This window comes from Glutamicibacter sp. X7 (assembly GCF_054889245.1).
The window spans coordinates 726,052-742,574 of the sequence record NZ_CM142678.1 but is presented as its reverse complement, the minus strand read 5'-3'; the positions used below and the strand labels follow the sequence as shown (position 1 = coordinate 742,574).

Sequence of the window (16,523 nt, the reverse complement as noted above, 5' to 3'; positions counted from 1 at the left end):
TCGAGGGGTAATAAACAGGATTAGTTAATAATTTCGCCGTCGATCGGGTTCGACTGCGGCTTGAGCATATCTCGGGCGTTCGACGCGGTCATCGCGATGGTGTCCAGCGCACGGTCGATCATCTCTGCCGAACCGTCCTCGCCCTTGGCGCGTTCATCGGCAATGACCTTCGCCTGCACCTGGACGATCTTGAAGGAGTGATCCAGCTTCATATCGCGCTGGCTGGTGGCCTCGTCAATGACGACGGTGCTGGCCGGCTGGGCCCGTCCGGCTGCGGCCGCGGTGGCTTCCCTCAGCGAGGAGTTGATCTTATCGGCGCCGCGCTTGAGACCGAACACCAAAAAGAGCGAGAGCAAGAGCCAGCCGGCGGAGATCGCCACCACAAACCAACCAACCACCTGATTGGAGTTGGCCGCGAACACCACGGCCACCAATAGCACGATGACCATGACGGCCATAGCCAAGCTCGATGCATTCAGGGTGATTTTGCGGTCCTTCGACGCGCCGCTGCCAAGTGGTTCCATGCTCCCGATTATCTCACCGCCGCGCCACCACTGGCTAATTGCCGCGGTGCTGGTTCGCCCACAGCTCAGCGCCCGTCCTCGACCAGCGCCTAGGCGCCCTCTGGCTTGCTCAGAGGCCCACCCGATCGAGCAGCTCACCGATGTCTACCCCGTTCAACGCCCACCGCAGCAGGAAGAAGCCGGCGATCCCCACGATCCAGGGCAGTGACTCCCGCGCCATCCGGCTCAACTTCGCACCCCAGCGGCGCAGCGGCGCCTCCAGTTTCGCCCCCAACATCTGACGGGCCAGGGTGAGTACGACGGCCGGCAACACCATCACCACGCAGTAGCCGCCCAGGGCCAGAATCTGTGTGGCGTCGGCCCAACCACTGTGTGCAAGCGCCGACATGGCCCCCAGATAGGGCAACATCGTCGGCAGTTCCAGCACTCCGGCCACCACCGCGAGGATCAGCAGGCCGAGTTTGCTATCCAGCGCCCGGTCCACCCGGTGCCGCAACCTCCGGGGTAGCTCTACCTTCTGTTGCAGGACCCCCTCACGCTGCCCGCCGGCGAAGGTGCCGCGCTGCCGCGCGTGGTCGGCGTCCTGCTTCAATGTGCGGTTCCCGCCTGGTCGCCGCTCGGCGTGTGCCGATGCCTCGTCCTTCGCCGGATCCCGCACCATCAGGGACCACGCCAACATGCCGGCGCCGAGGATGACGGCCAAAATTCGGAGCGCAGGCGAGTCGAGCACCGACTCTGGAAGGGCGTTTAGACCCAAGCGCACCCCGGAGCGAAGCAGCAATCCGACGCACCAATAAAATACGGCAATCATCCCCAGGTAGAGCAGCACCCGCGGCACGGCCCGCCGATAATCGCGACGCAACAGCAACCAGATAGGAATGATCAAGGTGCCGATGCTCGTGGCGTCAACCAGCGCGAGTAGCACCAAGGTGAGCGGGGTTGCCTGATTCAAAACGTCCATAGCCTCAGCCTCTGACAGCTCTAGACGCGGCACATCCGGCATTCGTCCACCAGCGCGTCCTACTTAAGGAGGACGCAATCACCTGTCTACCTACGGCATGCTGGGCACGTGTCCAGCTTCATCTCCGCCGCCAAACTCCGCACGCGGCTAGCCAGCAGCGACCAGGAACCCCAGGCTGCGTTGCTCTACGTGCTTCTTACCGCGCTGCTGCAACTCAGCGGGCTGGTGAATTCACCCCAGACGGGCTACGAATGGCTGAGCCCGTGGTGGCCGGTGCTGATTCTGGGTGGCTCCGCGGCGATTCTGGTGCGCCGCCGTTACGTGCTACTCAGCGCCCTGCTGCAACTTCTCGCGGCCGCCCTGCTGCTTCTTGGCGGTAGCATCGGTGGCTATTTCCTCGTCTTCGAATCCATCTTCAGTATTTTTCTGCTCGGTGGCCCTCGGCTGCGCCGCTGGACACTGGTGCTGGGCATCATCGGCTCCACGACGCTGGCGGCATTGGCCTTCTCCGAAACCCAGCGCGCCGACGCACCGGTGCTGGCGCTGCTGACCTCAGGGTTCCTGGTGTTCACCCCGATGACCTGGGCTGAAAGCGTGCGCACGGCCACCGAGCTGGCGCGCGCCGAAGGTGAGCGGGCTGCGGCGCTTGAAACGGCCGCGCAGGCCCGCGAGCAAATGCTGACCGTTGAGCATCGGGCCACCGTCACCGCCGAACGCACCGCGCTGGCCCGCGAAATGCACGACGTGCTCTCCGCCCGGTTTTCGGCCATCGCTTTGCTCTCGGCGGCATTGCTACCTGCTGCACGCGATACGGAACACGGCGGGTCATCCTCCTCCGCACGAGATACCGAGCAGGAACACGCGCTGCAGACCATCCGGCAGGAGGCGGTGGCCGGGTTGGAGGAGATGACCGCGATGGTGCGGATGCTGCATTCCGGCTCCTCCTCGGCCCTGCGCAGTACGCTGGCCGACACGGCCGAGCTCGTCGAGTCGTATCGGGCGGCCGGGCAGCGCATCGACTTTGAACAGTCCGGCGACCCCGGTGACGGCCTTGACCCGGCGGTGCAAAGCGCAACTCACCGCACCCTGCGCGAGCTGCTCGTCAACCACGCCAAGCATGCCCCAGATACGCTGCTGCAGTTGCGCCTGCACGTCGAGGGTCCGCGCGTCTGTCTAAAGGCGAGCAACGAACTACCTTCTGCGGATGGCTCGCCCGCAGCGGCCGGTGACCTGCAGGCATCGTCCAGCACGAGCGTCGGGGCCGGCACCGGCCTGGCAAATATCCGCACCCGGGCACGGGCACTATCCGGATCCGTGCAGGTGCTCACCGGCGAGCGCTTTAGCGTTCTGGTGGAACTTGGCAACCCCAACCCGGAGGAGGAACGATGAGCGCCGACGGGGTACTGATCGTCGATGACCACAGCACGGTCCGCATGGGACTACGGCTGATCGTGCAGGGCGCCGCGGACCTGAGTGTGCTGGGTGAAGCCGCCGACGGACGTCAGGCCATTGCCATGGCCGCGGCCCTGCGACCCGCGGTGGTGCTGATGGACCTGCGCATGCCGGTGCTCGACGGTATCGCAGCCACCCGGGCCATCGTCGCCGCCGAAACCGCTCGGGTGCTCGTGCTAACCACCTTCGATGATGACGAGTATCTCTTCGGCGCGTTACAGGCCGGCGCGCACGGCTTCTTGCTCAAAAGCGCCGCGCCGGAGCACATCCTCGACGCACTACGCCGTGCGGCCCGTGGCCAATCGGTGCTGGCCCCCGAGGTCACCGCCCGGGTGGTGGCGCAGGCCATGGCCAATGTCCCGGCCGCCGGTGAGCACTCTGCTCCGGCCGAATCGCTTGAAACGTTGACCGACCGGGAGCTCGAGGTACTGCGTGGATTGGGTGAGGGCTTGAGCAACCCACAGTTGGCCCAGCGGCTGGGCATCGGTGAAAGCACCGTCAAAACCCATGTGTCGCGGGTGATGGCCAAACTGCATGTCGACTCACGATTGCAAGCCGCACGCATCGCCTTCACGCAACTTCGTTAGGTACCCCGTTGCGATTGCGCCGATCGTGGGCTGGGCTTACCCAGCCCACGATCCTGCCGTTACCAACTGACGAGACAGAATGGGTGGTTCTGCGGATCGAGGTACACCCGGAAGGTCTTATTCCCCTCGCCGGTAGCGCGGGCACCGAGCGCCAACACCTCGGTTTCGGCGATATCCAGGTCCTTGACGCGCACGTCGATATGCGCCTGCTGCGGGTGTAGATGCCCGGGCCATTCGGGGGCCACGTAGGGGCTGACCGCTTGAAACGCCAGCGCGGGCCGGTCCGGAGCATCGCCGATGCTCACCCATTCGGGCTCATTGTCCACCCTGATCATGCCCAGCAGGGACTCGTAGAACCTTGCCAGCCGATCCGGGTCTTCACAGTCGATTACCAGTGCATGCCATGTGCCGATCATGTTCTCCACCTTTGCCATCGAGCGCGGTGTTGCGGTGCTACCCATTATGCCCATCGTCCCCGTTGGGCGATAGGCCCTCACAGGGAATGCACCGCCGACGGGTCGTCGCCCGCCGACGGTGCGGCTCCGGTGAGCTAGCGGCGCGGGGCGCGGAGCACTTCTAGGCGCTGCCGGTACTCGGTTTCGTCGACCTCGCCGCGGGCATAGCGTTCACGCAATACGCCTTCGGCCGAAGCGGCGGCCTGATGTAGGTCGCGGCGAAAGCCGCTACGGCGAATCAGGAACACCACCGTGCCGATGATCAGAATCCACAGCAACGGCATGAACAGGAAGAACCAGCCCGGGCCACCGGCTGGGCCGCCCATATAGGGGTGGGCCAGCGGCAGGGCCTGTGCAAAGGTGCCGATCATGATGGACATCGTCTCTCACTCCTTGAGTTATCGCTCGGCCACTGTCCGGTCGAGCCTTAACTCCACTGTGCGCCGGAGAGCCGGCGGCCCGGGTCGGCCGTGAGGAGACAATCTGACCGGCTCTGCTACTCCCCGGGCAGACCGGGCGGGTGCGCACGGAAGCAGGCTCAGCTCTCCTCGCTCTGCCCCGGGGTGAGCAGACCGCTCTCATAGGCCAGCACCACCAACCCGGTGCGGTCACGGATCCCGGTTTTCCCGAGGATCCGCGAGACATGGGTTTTCGCGGTCAACGGGGTGATAAACAGTGCCGCGGCGATCTCCGCGTTGGTGCGCCCGGTACCCACCAGCGCCAGCACCTCCCGTTCCCGCTCGGTGAGGGCATCCAACTGCTGCGCGGCCTGCGGCGTCTGCCGTTCGCGGGAGGCCGCCACCTGGGCCAACAGGGTGCGGGTCACCGACGGGGAGAGCAAGGAATCGCCGCTGGCGACCACCCGCACGGCCTGGATCAAGTCCTCCGGTTCGGTGTCTTTGACGAGGAATCCGCTGGCCCCGGCCCGGATCGCGGCGAGAATGTACTCTTCATGTTCGAAGGTGGTGAGCATGATGATGCGGGTCTGCGACAGGGTCGGGTCGGCGCTGATCGTCGCGGCCGCGGTGATTCCGTCGGTGCCGGGCATCCGTATGTCCATGAGCACGATCTGCGGGTGCAATGCCCGGGCCATGCGCACCGCTTGGTCCCCGTCGGCGGCCTGCCCCAGGACGCGCATGTCGTCTTCCGCGTCGAGCAGCGCGGCGAACCCGGCGCGGATGAGCGACTGATCGTCGACGACCAGCACCCCGAGCGGCGCGTGTGCCGTGGGCTGTTCACTCATCGGGCAGTTCCTTCCGGGTCAGGCGCACACGTAGTAGCGTACCGGGGTCCGTCGTTCTCAGCTCGACCTCCCCGCCGAGGGCGCGGACACGTTCGCCCAGCCAGCGCAGGCCGTTGCCCGGGACACTGTCGCCGAGCCCGATGCCGTCATCGCGCACCTCAAGGAGCGCCTGATGCTCATCGACGCTCAGCTGCACTTGGGCATGGCTGGCCTTGGCATGACGCAGCACGTTGGTCAGCCCCTCCTGCACCGCCCGATACAGGGCGTGCTCGGCGCGTTCATTGAGCCAATCGGCACCGGGGTCGGCCGGCATCTGCAATTGCACATCGAGCCATTCGCCACGTACCGACTCGACCAGCTCCGGCAATTGCCGTAGTCGTCCGCCCGGGGCCAGCGGGGCATCCTGCCGCAACACCGCCAGCACCTGCCGCACCTCGGCGAGCGCCTGGCTGGATCCGGCCTTGATCTCGCGCAAGGCCTGGGCCATGCGCTGCGGGTCCGGGTCCTTGCCGGCTAGGTGCAGGGCCACCGAGGCTTGGACGTGAATCATCGACAGGCTGTGGGCGACGACGTCGTGAATATCGCGGGCCAGCATCAGTCGCTGTTCGTCACGCTGGTGTTCCACGCGGGCGATGGCAGCCGCCGCGGACTGCCGTCGCCGCATCCGTGCGCTGCGCGCCAACTCGGCCGCCAATAGGATCAGCAGAATCCAGATCACCGCGAACCAGGCGCCGACCGGTGCCCCATGCAGGCTGGCCATGATCCCCACCAGCAAGGCGCATCCGGCGCCGGTCCCCCAGGCCCACCAGCGTGCCCCGGCGTGGATGGCTAGAACCAGAGCGATGATCAGCGGCAAGGCGAAAGGACCGTAGACAAATCCACTATCGAGTCCGGCGCTACTGGCCGCCACCAGATATGCGCCGGTGAGTACCCCAATTGCGGCCACCATATATCCGGGGGCGCGACGTCGGGCGGCGAGTAGCCCAGCACTGGCCAGCAAGATAAGGACGGCTGGGAGCGAAAGCTCCGCGTCCTGTCGTCGGGCAGCGAAGAAACTTCCGGTCAGCACGATGGTGAGGATCAGCAGCGGTAGCCACCACACGGCGCGTTGACGGGTGCTCATGCCCCGAAGACTACCGTTCCCGCGGCGCAACGGGCAGTGCCCGGCGGGTGCAGATATACGAAGGCGGCGTACTCCCCGAGGAGTACGCCGCCATCAAATCATCACGTCCGCGCGAGAGCGCGGCGAAAGGCTCTTACTGGTGGACCACCAGGCCGGCGGTGCGTTCGGCGGCCTGCACCACGTTAGCCAGCAGCATCGCGCGGGTCATCGGCCCCACACCGCCGGGGTTCGGCGACAGCCAGGAGGCCACCTCGCGTGCGGCCGGCTCCACATCGCCGGTCACCTTCCCGTCCACGCGCGAAACACCTACGTCGAGCACGATTGCTCCGGACTTCAGATCTGCGGCCTTAACCATGTGCGCGCTGCCGGCGGCGGCGATGACGACGTCTGCCTCGCCCAGTAGCTCGGGCAGGTTGGTGGTGCCGGTGTGGGCCAGGGTGACGGTGGCGTTGACCGCACGTCGGGTGAGCAGCAGACCCACCGGACGGCCGATGGTCACGCCGCGACCGATCACCAGCACATGCTTGCCCTTGAGGTCGATATCGTGGCGCGCCAGCAGTTCGACGCAGCCGGCCGGGGTGCAGGGCGCGGGGCTGGTCAGCGGCTTATTCACGTTGGCCACGAGGCGGCCGAGGTTCATCGGGTGTAGCCCGTCGGCGTCCTTCTCCGGATCCATGGCCTCGAGGACTGCATCGGTGTCGATATGGGCCGGTAGCGGCAGCTGGACGATGTACCCGGTACAGGCCGGGTCCTCGTTCAATTCGCGCACCTTGGCCAGCAGTTCTTCCTGCGTGGTTTCTTCGGGCAGGTCGACGCGGATGGAGTTGATGCCCACCTCGGCGCAGTCCTTGTGTTTCCCGCCGACGTACCATGCCGACCCGGGATCGTTGCCGACCAGGATGGTGCCCAGTCCTGGGGTGGCGCCGGCCGCGGTCAGGGCCGCGACACGTTCGGTCAGTTCCTGCTTGATGGCGGCCGCGGTGGCCTTGCCGTCCAAAATCTGTGCTGTCATATCTCACCCGTGGTTTGTGGCCCGGACCCAGGCGGGCGGTCCGCGCGGCCATGTGATTCGCTCCCCGGTGGTGGCTCCACCTCACGCCAGTCACGCTGTCCAGATCATTCTAACGGGAATGCCCGGCCCCGTCCCGATGTTGTAATAGACGTGTCAACTTTTCCGGTGATTGTGATCGGCGCCGGCCAGGCCGGACTCTCCGCGGCCTGGCATTTGCGGCGCAAAGGGCTACGTCCATATCTCGACTTTTTAGTGCTGGATGCCAACGCTGGCCCCGGCGGCGCCTGGCAACACCGCTGGCAGGAGCTACGCCTCGGCGATGCCCACGGCATCCACCCGCTGCCCGGCCTGCCGCTGAGCGACCCGGATCCAAGCCGTCCAGCCGCCGAAGTAGTCTCCGAATATTACGCCGACTACGAGCGCCGCTTTGAGCTGCCGGTATTACACGGGGTGCCCGTCCGCTCGGTCACCCGAAGCGTCGACGGCGGCTTCGAGCTACACACCGACACACGCAACTACACCGCGGTGTCGCTCATCAACGCCACCGGAACCTGGGACCGCCCCTTCTGGCCAAGCTACCCAGGGCACTTCGCGGGCCGCCAACTGCACACCCACGATTTCGTCTCCTCCACCGAATTCACCGGGCAGCGGGTGCTCGTCGTCGGAGGCGGAGCCAGCGCCACCCAATTCATCCTGTCCCTGCGCGCCGCCGGGGCACAGACGATCCTCTCCACGCGACGCCCACTGGAGTGGCGAGAATTCACCGGGCAATGGGGACTGCGGGTGGAGGCCGACGTACGGGCTCGGACCCGGCGCGGGCTACCGGCCGGCTCGGTCGTCTCACACACCGGTCTGGCGCTGACCGGACCCATGCGCCAAGCCATCGACGCCGGGTGGATGGACAGCCGCGGCCGCATCGACCATTTCGATGCCGACGGGGTGTATTTTGCCGATGGCAGCTATGAGCCTCTCGACGCGGTGCTCTGGGCCACCGGTTTCCGTCCGGCGCTCGAACATCTCAAGGAGTTGCATCTGCGCACCGAACACGGAGGCATCGCGGTAGATACCGTTCAGGCACTCGAAGCCCCGGGGCTCTACTTCGTCGGCTATGGGGCCTCGGCGTCGACACTGGGTGCGACGCGGGCTGGCCGGCAGGCCGCGCTTGCCGCCTTTGCGCAGTTGCGCGACGGCGGGTTGCTACCCGACGATCCGCACACCCCGTACGGCGAGCGACTGGCGGTACCCGCCGGCGTCGGCGACTAAAACCGCGGCGCCTGATGCGCACCAAGGGAGCGCCTGCATTGTGATCTTCGGCAACCAAGTGGCGCCCGCGCACCGGGATGCGTACCTTTAGAAACCATGAGCAATCAGTACATCGTGACCCTGTCCTGCCAAGATCGACCCGGCATTGTGCATGCCATCTCCGGCGGTCTACTCGGCGCAGGATGCAATATCACCGAGTCACAACAGTACGAATCGCCCGATTCAAACACCTTCTTCATGCGTATCGAGGTGGCCACCGAACAGTCGCTCGAGCAGGTGCGGGCCGCGCTGGCCCCCACGCGCGACGAGTTCGCCATGAGCCTGCAGGTCAACGACGCAAGCGCGCGCACCCGCACGATGATCATGTGCTCCAAGGCCGGGCATGCGCTCAACGATCTACTCTTCGCCCAGCGTGCCGGCACGCTGGCCATCGACGTGCCGGTGATCGTTTCCAACCACCTGGACTTGCAGCCGATGGCCGAGTTCTATGGTGTGGACTTCGTGCACCTGCCGGTCACACCGCAAAACAAGCAGCAGGCGGAGGCCGAACTGCTAAAGCTGGCCGACGACTACCAAATCGAACTGGTGGTGCTCGCCCGCTACATGCAGATTCTCTCCGACGGGCTCTGCGAACGCATGGCCGGTCGCGTGATCAACATCCACCATTCCTTCCTGCCCTCCTTTAAGGGGGCAAAGCCCTACCATCAGGCCCATGCACGCGGTGTAAAGCTCATCGGAGCCACCGCCCACTATGTCACCGCCGACCTCGACGAGGGCCCAATTATCGACCAGGAGGTCACCTCTGTGACCCATCAGCGCACCCCGGCGCAGCTCGTCGCGTTGGGCCGCAGCGTCGAGGGCCGCACCCTGAGCCGCGCCGTACAGTGGCATGCCGAACACCGGGTGATGCTCGACGGTCAGCGCACCATCGTGTTCTCCTGAACGAATTTCACCCGTCGTTATCTGATGCGTTGCGGCGTTGTAGGCTGCGCCACAGCCGCTGTTCGTCGTCGCGGTACCGCCGAAGCTCCTCAGCCAAATGGCTACGCAATTTTTCGTTCGACGCCGTCTGCGAGGTCCCAGCGAGTTCCGCTTCGGCCTGCTCCGCGGCCGAGAGCGCACCGTACCAACGCAAGAGTAGCTTCGGTTCTTCTTCCACCCAGTCGGCGGGAACTCGAACCGCCGGGCGGACGAATCCCTGCACCGCGACGGGCATGAAGTACTCGGCCTGCTCCACCGCGCCTAGCGCGGAACGCTGAGCCCTTCCGGATAACGCGATCCAACCTGCACCCAGTACCATCACGCCGAACCCAATAAGCGCAGCCGTCATGATTTGCGGGTCGCCCCTGAAAGCGGGCAAGAGGAGCGAGACAATCAAGCCAGCCAGACCGCCGAGGATTAGCCGGATCGGCACTCCGATGCGGCTAATCCCTCCGGAGATTCGTCGAAGTCGGTCTATTTCGGGCCCGCTTTGTGGACCTACCAGCACGCAGGAGGCCGCTCCCCATGGCAAAACCCTAGTCCGGGTATCATCGTAGATTTTGTCGTTGCTCATGATCCTCCCAGCATCCATCGGCGGTATTTGTTACACCCTACCGAGCTTTGGGAGCTCATTTACAGGTCATTCACCTGCTAGTCACGTTGCTTACTTAGGCTAAAAGTCAATGGAACGGAGAGAAAACGCCGTGAAGGGGCGGACACAGTGACTCCTGGCGCGCTCACGCTGATTCTCGGCGCACTTGCTGCGGTAGTGCTTATCGTCGGCGCCTTCGCGGTCATTAGCTATGAGCCGCCGAGTCACTATGCCTGCGGTTGCTGCTCACGTTGCTTGGCTCTGGGTTCCGAATTCGAACGTTACCAGCATTCGATGTGCGACGATCCTCGGCCCATTCACTATGACGACCTGCGCGCTGCTCGGCGCTCCGGGCAACGGCGAATTGCTGTTATATACGCAGCACTACTCGGCTCCCTCCTCGCGGTGGCTTGGTGCGTGCTGCGCGTCGTATCGTAGAGCACCAAGGCCCACCGGGCGGAATTCAAAAATGCCAACGGTTCGACACGCGCCGTGAACCCCGGCACCTTCACTCGCCTCATGATCTGATGGACTCACCGCATAAATACCATGTGACAAGGATTTGTAATGCGCAGCAGCTGGAAAAGAGGGGTCGCGCTAGTCGCCGTACCGATGGCGGGTCTGGCACTGGTCGCCGCCCCGGCAGGGGCGGTTCCCTGGCAGTCGGGACCATTGATGCACGCGCCACTCGAGTCGCTCTTTATCCCTGAAACCGTATCGAACTCGCAGAGCACGGCGACGTTGAATCTCACCGCCGAAGAGCGAGAGCTGCTGAATTCCGGCGCGCCGGCCACCCTCTACATGGAGGTCGGCACGGGTAAGCTCCTGTTAGTTGTGCCCGGCGCCGATTTCTAACCGGAGTTAGGCCGGTACGTCGGCCCTCGGCGTCGGCGTCCCGGCCAGCTGCTCGGGGAAAACGAAACGGTGTAGTGCCCACCAGCGAAAGACCATCGCCAGCAGGGTGCCGATGATCGGCCCGGCAAGAAAGTCTGCGGTTTCCTGCACCCAGAGACTCACCCGTGGGGTATGAAAGCCGAACACCCATCGTGAGAGGTAGAGGGGCGCCGAATTGATCACCACGGCCAACGCCGAGACGATTACGAAAGCCGGGGCCTGGTAGCGCTTGGCGAGGGCGCTGTTGCGCCCCTGGAAGGTGTAGTGCCGCGAAAGAAGAAAAGACACCACGGTGGCTACGCAGTTGGCAATCAGAAAGGCGGTGGTGGGATGCGTCCCCAACACGGTCAGCTTCAGACCGTAGTTCACCGCGAGGGTGAGCACGAAGCAGAAACCTCCGACGCCGGCGAAACGTATCAGCCGCCTCAGTACGTCATTTTCTGCCGCCACAACACCCCTCATCTTTCGTCCAGCGGATAAATTCCCATGTCAGCCTAGCAGTCATCGGCTCGTCGGGTATCGGCGACATGCGTTGGCACGGATTGACCAGCGGGCCCCGGCGGCGCCTACAGTAGTGCTATGGCTCACCTCATTACCATCAATAACCACACCCCAACCGTCGGTCAGGACGTATTCCTCGCCGTCACCGCGGTTCTCAGCGGCGACGTGCAACTAGGCGACGAGGCCAGCGCCTTCTACGGCGTGTCCGTTCGCGGAGACTCCGCCCCCATCCGGGTCGGGGCCGGCACCAATCTGCAAGACAACGTCGTACTCCACGCCGACGCCGGTTTCCCGTGCACCCTGGGCGACCGGGTGTCGGTGGGTCACTCGGCAGTGGTGCATGGGGCCACCATCGGCGACGGATGCCTGATCGGCATGAGCGCCACCGTGATGAACGGTGCTGTTGTGGGCGAACAGTCACTCATCGCCGCCGGCGCGCTCGTGCTGGAAGGCACGCAGATTCCGCCACGCTCTCTGGTCGCCGGGGTGCCGGCGAAGGTGCGCCGCGAGCTGACCGACGAGGAAGTGGCCGGCTTGGCGCAGAACTCGGCGACCTATCTGCACCTGCAGGCGAAGCACCGCGCCGCGCAGAGCTAGGCACTACCCACTCCATCTGCATTAGGCGGCGAACCAGTAACTGTTGCGCACCGGCGGGGAACCACGCCCCAAATAGTCCGGGAGTACCACCGCCGGCGGCGATCCGTCCTCATAGGTAACGATCTTAAACAGTCCGGCGTGCACCGCAATATGGTGCATCGGGCAGAGCAGACAACCATTATCCGTTGAGGTTTCTCCGCCGTCTTCCCAGTGCTTGATGTGATGCGCCTCGGTGCGCCCGGCGGGCATATGACAGCCCGGGTAGATACAGCCGCGGTCGCGGGCCGCTAACGCCCGGCGCATATGCGGTGGGAAGAGACGTTGTGCGCGGCCCACGTCGAGCGCTTGGCCCTGGCCGCCGAAGACCACCGGGTAGATTCCGGACCGGCACAGTTCAAGCCGTAGCTCCTCCGCGGTCAACGGCAACCCGTGTTCGGTCACCGCGGCCCCGGGGTGGCAGGCGCGCATCTTCTCGTAGTCCAGGTGCACGATCACGCTGGCGCCGGGCAGGCTGCCGGTTCCGCGGCGGCCGCCGCGGGTCCGCAGTGCGGTGACCAGCGCGGTCAGTCGGCGTAGTTCTACGGTCAGCTCGGGGAGTTCGGTCAGCGGCTCATTCTGTGCCGTCGGTGAGCTGGCCTCGGGTTTATCTATCTCGGTGCCCGTCGGCTCGGGGCCGGGATCGGTCGCGCCAGCGTCGAAAGCCGCGGGGTTCGCGTCGCGGGCCCAGTCCGGCATCGATTCCTCGTCGTCCCACGAGGGCGCGGCGAGGGCACCGGTAGCCTGGGCGACGCTATCGAGCGCCTGCGAGGCCAGCTCGAGCCGGTTTCCGACCCCTGTGCGCGGGTTATCGCCCTCGTCGACGGTTCGCTCGAATACCTCGGCCTGGTCCGGCAGCATCTTCAGCGTGTAGTACATCAGCCCATTGCGCAGACCCCGTTTAAATAGACCGGCTTCGGCCAGTAGCGCGCGCATGCTGCGCTGTTGCGCCACCCGGGCGGCCCCCTCGTCGCGCAGCCGTTTGGATGCGGTGCTCGGGTCTTCGGCAATCAGCCGCAGGGCGGTGTGCTCAAGCTCGGTACGCTGCACAGCGGCGTCGGTCTCGGGAAGGTCGTTGGATATCCGCTCCAGCGTGCTGGCCGCGGTGCGTAGCGTGCGCGGATCCGCCGAGGGTGCCGCGCCCGCGTTGGGGGTCGCGCCGGAACCGGGTGTGGCGGCGGCGGTCGGCGTTGCGAATCGTTCGGCTAGCAGTGGGAAGCGCGGGGCGCGGCGGGTGCCGTCCGCGGCGACGGAGCCAATCAGCGCGCGGGCCGAGGCCTGACGGCCCCGGGCCACACCGACGGAAACACCCAGCCAAGATGTGAGCATGTCGATGCTGTTCGCATAAGCGCCGCGGCCGCCGGCCCGGGTGCCGGCGATCGCGCGAAGTTCTTGGGGCGACGGGGCCGGTGGCAGCGCGGCCAGGCGATCCAGCGAGGCGGTGGTGAGCCGATGCGCGGCGCTGCGCTCCAGTGCGTCGAGCACCACCGGGTAAGTACGGGACAACGCCGCCTCGGCACGGTCGGTGAGCACGGCGAGGTAGGCCGCATGCCCGGGGGCCATCACGCGCCCCAGCAGCTCAAGACTCGCCTGCTCGAGGGTGCTGACCGCGGTGGCCAGCTGGGCCAGAACGGTCGCGTCGTCGGTACTCATAACCACAAGGCTGCGCCCCGACGCCGTGACCGGCATCGGGGCGCGAGCGAGCTGTGGACAACGCCGCGGTGGCGCGCCTGGATGGCGTGTTAGACGGTGAGCACGGCCCCTTGATCCGCGCGTTCGGCCAGTGCCAGCCCACGTTCGAGATCGGCCAGCAGATCCTCGGTATCCTCGATTCCCACCGAGAGGCGTACGAGTTCGCCGGAGATTTCCAGCGGGGTGCCGATCAGGCTGGCGTGGGTCATCTCGCGCGGGTAGCACACGAGCGATTCCACCCCGCCAAGCGAGACGGAGAGCTGGAACAGTTCCATCGACTCGGCCAGCGCCCGCGCGGCGGGTTCGCTGTGCAGCCGCAGCGAGACGATTCCGCCGAAACCGCGCTGCTGGCTGGCGGCCAGTTCGTGGCCCGGGTGGTCGGCCAGTCCCGGGTAATAGACCTCGGCCACCTGCGGTTGTTCGGTGAGCCAGTGCGCAATGCGGACGGCGGTGGCGCAGTGCCGTTCCATGCGCAACCCCAGGGTTTTCAGCCCGCGGGCGGCCAGATAGTTATCCTGCGGCCCGGAGACCGCGCCGCCGGCGAATTGCTGGTAGCCCACGGCCTCGGCCAGCGACTGTCCGCGGTGCAGATAGTCGGCGACGATGACCGCACCGCCGAGCACGTCGGAATGCCCGCCAATGTATTTGGTGGTGGAGTGCACCACCGCATGCGCCCCAAAATCCAGCGGGCGTTGCAGGTAGGGGGTGGCGAAGGTGTTATCGACGACGAGCAGCGCCCCGGCTTCGTGGGCCAGCGCGGCCCACCCGGCGATGTCGGCGATGCCCAGCAGCGGATTGGAGGGGGTTTCCAGCCAGAGCAGGGCGGTGTTTGGGCGCAGCGCGCCGCGCACCTGATCGAGGTTGGTGATATCCACGGTGCTGGCACTGATCCCCCACTTGTGGTGTAACCGGGTGATCAGCCGGTTGGTGCCGCCGTAGCCGTCGGCGCCGAGCACAATGTGATCGCCCGGGGCGAGCACGGCGCGCAGCAGGGCGTCTTCGGCGGCGATGCCGGAGGCGAAGGAGAAACCCGCGGCCCCGCCTTCGAGGGCGCTGAGCTGCTCTTCGAAGCCGCCCCGGGTGGGGTTGGAGCCGCGCGAGTATTCATGCCCGGCACGCAACACGTTGATGCCGTCTTGGATGAAGGTGCTGGTTTGGTAGATGGGCGGGATGACCGCCCCGGTGTGCGGGTCTTTGCCTTGGCCGGCGTGGACGGCCAGGGTGTTGAATCCGTGGCGTGGTGAGGTGCTCATGCGAAGGCTCCTTCCGGGGCGAGGGTGATCTGTGCGGCGGCGTGATCCAGGGCCTGGAACAGGTCGGCGATGAGGTCGGCCGGCTCCTCGAGACCGATGGATAGGCGCAGCGTTGCCTTGGAGAGTCCGGCGGCGGCCAGTTGTTCGTCGTTGAGTCGACAGTGGGTCATGGTGGCCGGGTGGACCACCATCGAGCGCACGTCGCCGATGTTTGCGGCCAGGGTGAAGAGCTGCAGGGCGTCGAGCACCGGGGAGACCAGGGAGGCGTCGGCCAGTTCGATGGCCAGCACGCAGCCGGTGCCGCGCGGGGCGACGTGGGCGGCCAGCTCGTGGTCCTGGTGCCCCGGCTGGCTCGGGTGGTGCACCCGGCGCACCAGCGCGTGCCCGGCGGCGGCCTCGGCAAGTTCCAGCACGGTACGCTGCACCCGTTCGGTGCGCACATTGAGCGTCTCGATGCCGGTGAGAATGCCGGAGGCGGCGGCCGGCGACAGCGAGGGCCCGAGGTCATGCAGGAATTTGGAGCGCACCAGCATGGCGTAGGCGGCGCTGCCGTAGCGTTCGAGCAGGGAGTACTGCCCGTAGCGCGGACGCGGCGCGGCGATCTGCGGCCAGCGTGCGGCGTCGGAGAAATCGAAGGTTCCCGCGTCGACGACCAGTCCGCCAAGCACCTGGCCGTGTCCGGCAAGCGCCTTGGTGGCCGAGTGCACGACGATATCGGCCCCGTGCTCGATCGGGCGGTAGTTCGCGGGGGTGGCCAACGTGTTGTCGACGACCACCGGAATGTTGTGGCGGTGTGCTAGCTCGGAGAGTCCCTGCAGGTCGAGCAGCGTGCACAGCGGGTTGGAGACCGATTCGACGAAGAAGGCGCGGGTGTCCTCTTCGATGGCGTCGGCCCAGGCGCTGAGGTCTTCCGGGTCGACAAAGCTCACGCGGATTCCGAAGTCGTTGAAGGAGTCGGTGAACAGGTCCACGGTGCCGCCGTAGAGCTTATTCGAGGCGACGATGTGCTTCGCGCCCTGGGTCAGCGCCAGCAGCGAGAGGGCGACGGCGGCCTGCCCGGTGGCGGTGGCCACCGCTTGGGCCCCGCCTTCGAGGGTGGCGACGCGTGCTTCGAGGGCAGCGACCGTGGGATTGCCGGTGCGGGAGTAGGTGAATCCGGGTTCGCGCAACGCAAATTTTTCGATGGCCTCGGCGTGCGAGCCGAATTCGTAGGCCGCGGCGGCGTAGACCGGGACGGTGAGTGGACGGTAGGGGCCCTCGGGCGAGTATCCGGCGTGGACTGCTGAGGTGGCCCCGTGCCAGGTGCTGTTCGGCTGTGACATATGTGCGTGTTCCTTGCCGGTTGGATGTCGGGTGG

The 16,523-nt window shown here is 66.0% G+C and carries 18 protein-coding genes and 1 riboswitch; of the genes, 6 read left to right on the top strand and 12 right to left on the bottom strand.

The genetic code is table 11. The features are described 5' to 3' along the window. Nucleotides 1–20: 20 nt before the first annotated feature. Complete coding sequence (locus ACYU0X_RS03750) at nt 21–524, bottom strand: hypothetical protein (protein ID WP_309408630.1); 504 nt, start codon at nt 522–524, stop codon at nt 21–23. Nucleotides 525–633: 109 nt separating this feature from the next. Further along, nucleotides 634–1,485, bottom strand: a complete 852-nt coding sequence (locus tag ACYU0X_RS03745) for a GAP family protein (RefSeq protein WP_418908484.1) — start codon at nt 1,483–1,485, stop codon at nt 634–636. 108 nt (nt 1,486–1,593) lie between these two features. On the opposite strand from ACYU0X_RS03745, the gene ACYU0X_RS03740 reads away from it, so the two are divergent. After that, nucleotides 1,594–2,874 (top strand): sensor histidine kinase, encoded by a 1,281-nt coding sequence (locus tag ACYU0X_RS03740; protein ID WP_418908483.1) that lies wholly within the window; start codon nt 1,594–1,596, stop codon nt 2,872–2,874. After that, nucleotides 2,871–3,524 (top strand): response regulator, encoded by a 654-nt coding sequence (locus ACYU0X_RS03735; RefSeq protein ID WP_418908482.1) that lies wholly within the window; start codon nt 2,871–2,873, stop codon nt 3,522–3,524. The genes ACYU0X_RS03740 and ACYU0X_RS03735 overlap by 4 nt, the downstream gene beginning before the upstream one ends. A gap of 59 nt (nt 3,525–3,583) precedes the next feature. Here the strand turns inward: ACYU0X_RS03735 and ACYU0X_RS03730 are convergent, their stop codons facing one another. The 5 genes from ACYU0X_RS03730 to ACYU0X_RS03710 all read right to left on the bottom strand — a co-directional run bounded on the left by ACYU0X_RS03730 (nt 3,584) and on the right by ACYU0X_RS03710 (nt 7,357). Then, nucleotides 3,584–3,985: a VOC family protein gene (locus ACYU0X_RS03730; protein WP_309408638.1), complete on the bottom strand. Its 402-nt coding sequence runs from the start codon at nt 3,983–3,985 to the stop codon at nt 3,584–3,586. Nucleotides 3,986–4,074: 89 nt separating this feature from the next. Beyond that, the gene (locus tag ACYU0X_RS03725; RefSeq protein ID WP_418908481.1) at nt 4,075–4,359 is read right to left on the bottom strand and encodes an SHOCT domain-containing protein; all 285 of its coding nucleotides are present in this window, start codon (nt 4,357–4,359) and stop codon (nt 4,075–4,077) included. 158 nt (nt 4,360–4,517) lie between these two features. Then, nucleotides 4,518–5,222: a response regulator gene (locus ACYU0X_RS03720; RefSeq protein ID WP_461902159.1), complete on the bottom strand. Its 705-nt coding sequence runs from the start codon at nt 5,220–5,222 to the stop codon at nt 4,518–4,520. Next, the gene (locus ACYU0X_RS03715; protein ID WP_461902158.1) at nt 5,215–6,345 is read right to left on the bottom strand and encodes a sensor histidine kinase; all 1,131 of its coding nucleotides are present in this window, start codon (nt 6,343–6,345) and stop codon (nt 5,215–5,217) included. The genes ACYU0X_RS03720 and ACYU0X_RS03715 overlap by 8 nt, the downstream gene beginning before the upstream one ends. A 133-nt stretch (nt 6,346–6,478) precedes the next feature. After that, nucleotides 6,479–7,357: a bifunctional methylenetetrahydrofolate dehydrogenase/methenyltetrahydrofolate cyclohydrolase gene (locus tag ACYU0X_RS03710; RefSeq protein ID WP_461902157.1), complete on the bottom strand. Its 879-nt coding sequence runs from the start codon at nt 7,355–7,357 to the stop codon at nt 6,479–6,481. 18 nt (nt 7,358–7,375) lie between these two features. After that, nucleotides 7,376–7,461: riboswitch (ZMP/ZTP riboswitch) on the bottom strand. 46 nt (nt 7,462–7,507) lie between these two features. Here ACYU0X_RS03710 and ACYU0X_RS03705 point away from each other — a divergent pair. Together ACYU0X_RS03705 and purU are read left to right on the top strand one after the other, a co-directional pair. Continuing rightward, nucleotides 7,508–8,620 carry an NAD(P)-binding domain-containing protein gene (locus ACYU0X_RS03705; RefSeq protein ID WP_461902156.1) on the top strand — a complete coding sequence of 371 codons (1,113 nt, stop codon included), beginning with the start codon at nt 7,508–7,510 and terminating at the stop codon, nt 8,618–8,620. A 96-nt stretch (nt 8,621–8,716) separates the two neighbouring features. Then, entirely contained in the window at nt 8,717–9,562 is an 846-nt protein-coding gene (purU, locus tag ACYU0X_RS03700) for a formyltetrahydrofolate deformylase (protein ID WP_461902155.1), read from the top strand. Between the two features lie 7 nt (nt 9,563–9,569). Here purU and ACYU0X_RS03695 read toward each other — a convergent pair whose 3' ends face one another. After that, nucleotides 9,570–10,175 (bottom strand): hypothetical protein, encoded by a 606-nt coding sequence (locus ACYU0X_RS03695; RefSeq protein ID WP_309408653.1) that lies wholly within the window; start codon nt 10,173–10,175, stop codon nt 9,570–9,572. A 585-nt stretch (nt 10,176–10,760) separates the two neighbouring features. On the opposite strand from ACYU0X_RS03695, the gene ACYU0X_RS03690 reads away from it, so the two are divergent. After that, nucleotides 10,761–11,048 carry a hypothetical protein gene (locus ACYU0X_RS03690; RefSeq protein ID WP_461902154.1) on the top strand — a complete coding sequence of 96 codons (288 nt, stop codon included), beginning with the start codon at nt 10,761–10,763 and terminating at the stop codon, nt 11,046–11,048. Nucleotides 11,049–11,054: 6 nt separating this feature from the next. Here ACYU0X_RS03690 and ACYU0X_RS03685 read toward each other — a convergent pair whose 3' ends face one another. After that, on the bottom strand, nt 11,055–11,537 hold the full coding sequence (locus ACYU0X_RS03685) for a GtrA family protein (protein ID WP_461902153.1): 483 nt from the start codon (nt 11,535–11,537) through the stop codon (nt 11,055–11,057). Between the two features lie 129 nt (nt 11,538–11,666). Here ACYU0X_RS03685 and ACYU0X_RS03680 point away from each other — a divergent pair, with 129 nt between their 5' ends. Then, the gene (locus ACYU0X_RS03680) at nt 11,667–12,185 is read left to right on the top strand and encodes a gamma carbonic anhydrase family protein (protein ID WP_461902152.1); all 519 of its coding nucleotides are present in this window, start codon (nt 11,667–11,669) and stop codon (nt 12,183–12,185) included. A gap of 21 nt (nt 12,186–12,206) precedes the next feature. On the opposite strand, the gene ACYU0X_RS03675 is transcribed toward ACYU0X_RS03680, so the two are convergent. The 3 genes from ACYU0X_RS03675 to ACYU0X_RS03665 all read right to left on the bottom strand — a co-directional run bounded on the left by ACYU0X_RS03675 (nt 12,207) and on the right by ACYU0X_RS03665 (nt 16,488). Beyond that, complete coding sequence (locus tag ACYU0X_RS03675; protein WP_461902151.1) at nt 12,207–13,874, bottom strand: HNH endonuclease signature motif containing protein; 1,668 nt, start codon at nt 13,872–13,874, stop codon at nt 12,207–12,209. A gap of 89 nt (nt 13,875–13,963) precedes the next feature. Then, entirely contained in the window at nt 13,964–15,166 is a 1,203-nt protein-coding gene (locus ACYU0X_RS03670; protein ID WP_461902150.1) for a cystathionine gamma-synthase, read from the bottom strand. Further along, complete coding sequence (locus tag ACYU0X_RS03665) at nt 15,163–16,488, bottom strand: O-acetylhomoserine aminocarboxypropyltransferase/cysteine synthase family protein (protein ID WP_418908469.1); 1,326 nt, start codon at nt 16,486–16,488, stop codon at nt 15,163–15,165. The genes ACYU0X_RS03670 and ACYU0X_RS03665 overlap by 4 nt, the downstream gene beginning before the upstream one ends. Between the last annotated feature and the right edge of the window lie 35 nt (nt 16,489–16,523).

Coding starts and splice junctions, on each gene's coding strand:
- ACYU0X_RS03750 (WP_309408630.1), bottom strand. CDS start 524: ATGGAACCACTTGGCAGCGGCGCGTCGAAGGACCGCAAAATCACCCTG.
- ACYU0X_RS03745 (WP_418908484.1), bottom strand. CDS start 1,485: ATGGACGTTTTGAATCAGGCAACCCCGCTCACCTTGGTGCTACTCGCG.
- ACYU0X_RS03735 (WP_418908482.1), top strand. CDS start 2,871: ATGAGCGCCGACGGGGTACTGATCGTCGATGACCACAGCACGGTCCGC.
- ACYU0X_RS03730 (WP_309408638.1), bottom strand. CDS start 3,985: ATGGGTAGCACCGCAACACCGCGCTCGATGGCAAAGGTGGAGAACATG.
- ACYU0X_RS03725 (WP_418908481.1), bottom strand. CDS start 4,359: ATGTCCATCATGATCGGCACCTTTGCACAGGCCCTGCCGCTGGCCCAC.
- ACYU0X_RS03720 (WP_461902159.1), bottom strand. CDS start 5,222: ATGAGTGAACAGCCCACGGCACACGCGCCGCTCGGGGTGCTGGTCGTC.
- ACYU0X_RS03715 (WP_461902158.1), bottom strand. CDS start 6,345: ATGAGCACCCGTCAACGCGCCGTGTGGTGGCTACCGCTGCTGATCCTC.
- ACYU0X_RS03710 (WP_461902157.1), bottom strand. CDS start 7,357: ATGACAGCACAGATTTTGGACGGCAAGGCCACCGCGGCCGCCATCAAG.
- purU (WP_461902155.1), top strand. CDS start 8,717: ATGAGCAATCAGTACATCGTGACCCTGTCCTGCCAAGATCGACCCGGC.
- ACYU0X_RS03695 (WP_309408653.1), bottom strand. CDS start 10,175: ATGAGCAACGACAAAATCTACGATGATACCCGGACTAGGGTTTTGCCA.
- ACYU0X_RS03690 (WP_461902154.1), top strand. CDS start 10,761: ATGCGCAGCAGCTGGAAAAGAGGGGTCGCGCTAGTCGCCGTACCGATG.
- ACYU0X_RS03680 (WP_461902152.1), top strand. CDS start 11,667: ATGGCTCACCTCATTACCATCAATAACCACACCCCAACCGTCGGTCAG.
- ACYU0X_RS03675 (WP_461902151.1), bottom strand. CDS start 13,874: ATGAGTACCGACGACGCGACCGTTCTGGCCCAGCTGGCCACCGCGGTC.
- ACYU0X_RS03670 (WP_461902150.1), bottom strand. CDS start 15,166: ATGAGCACCTCACCACGCCACGGATTCAACACCCTGGCCGTCCACGCC.
- ACYU0X_RS03665 (WP_418908469.1), bottom strand. CDS start 16,488: ATGTCACAGCCGAACAGCACCTGGCACGGGGCCACCTCAGCAGTCCAC.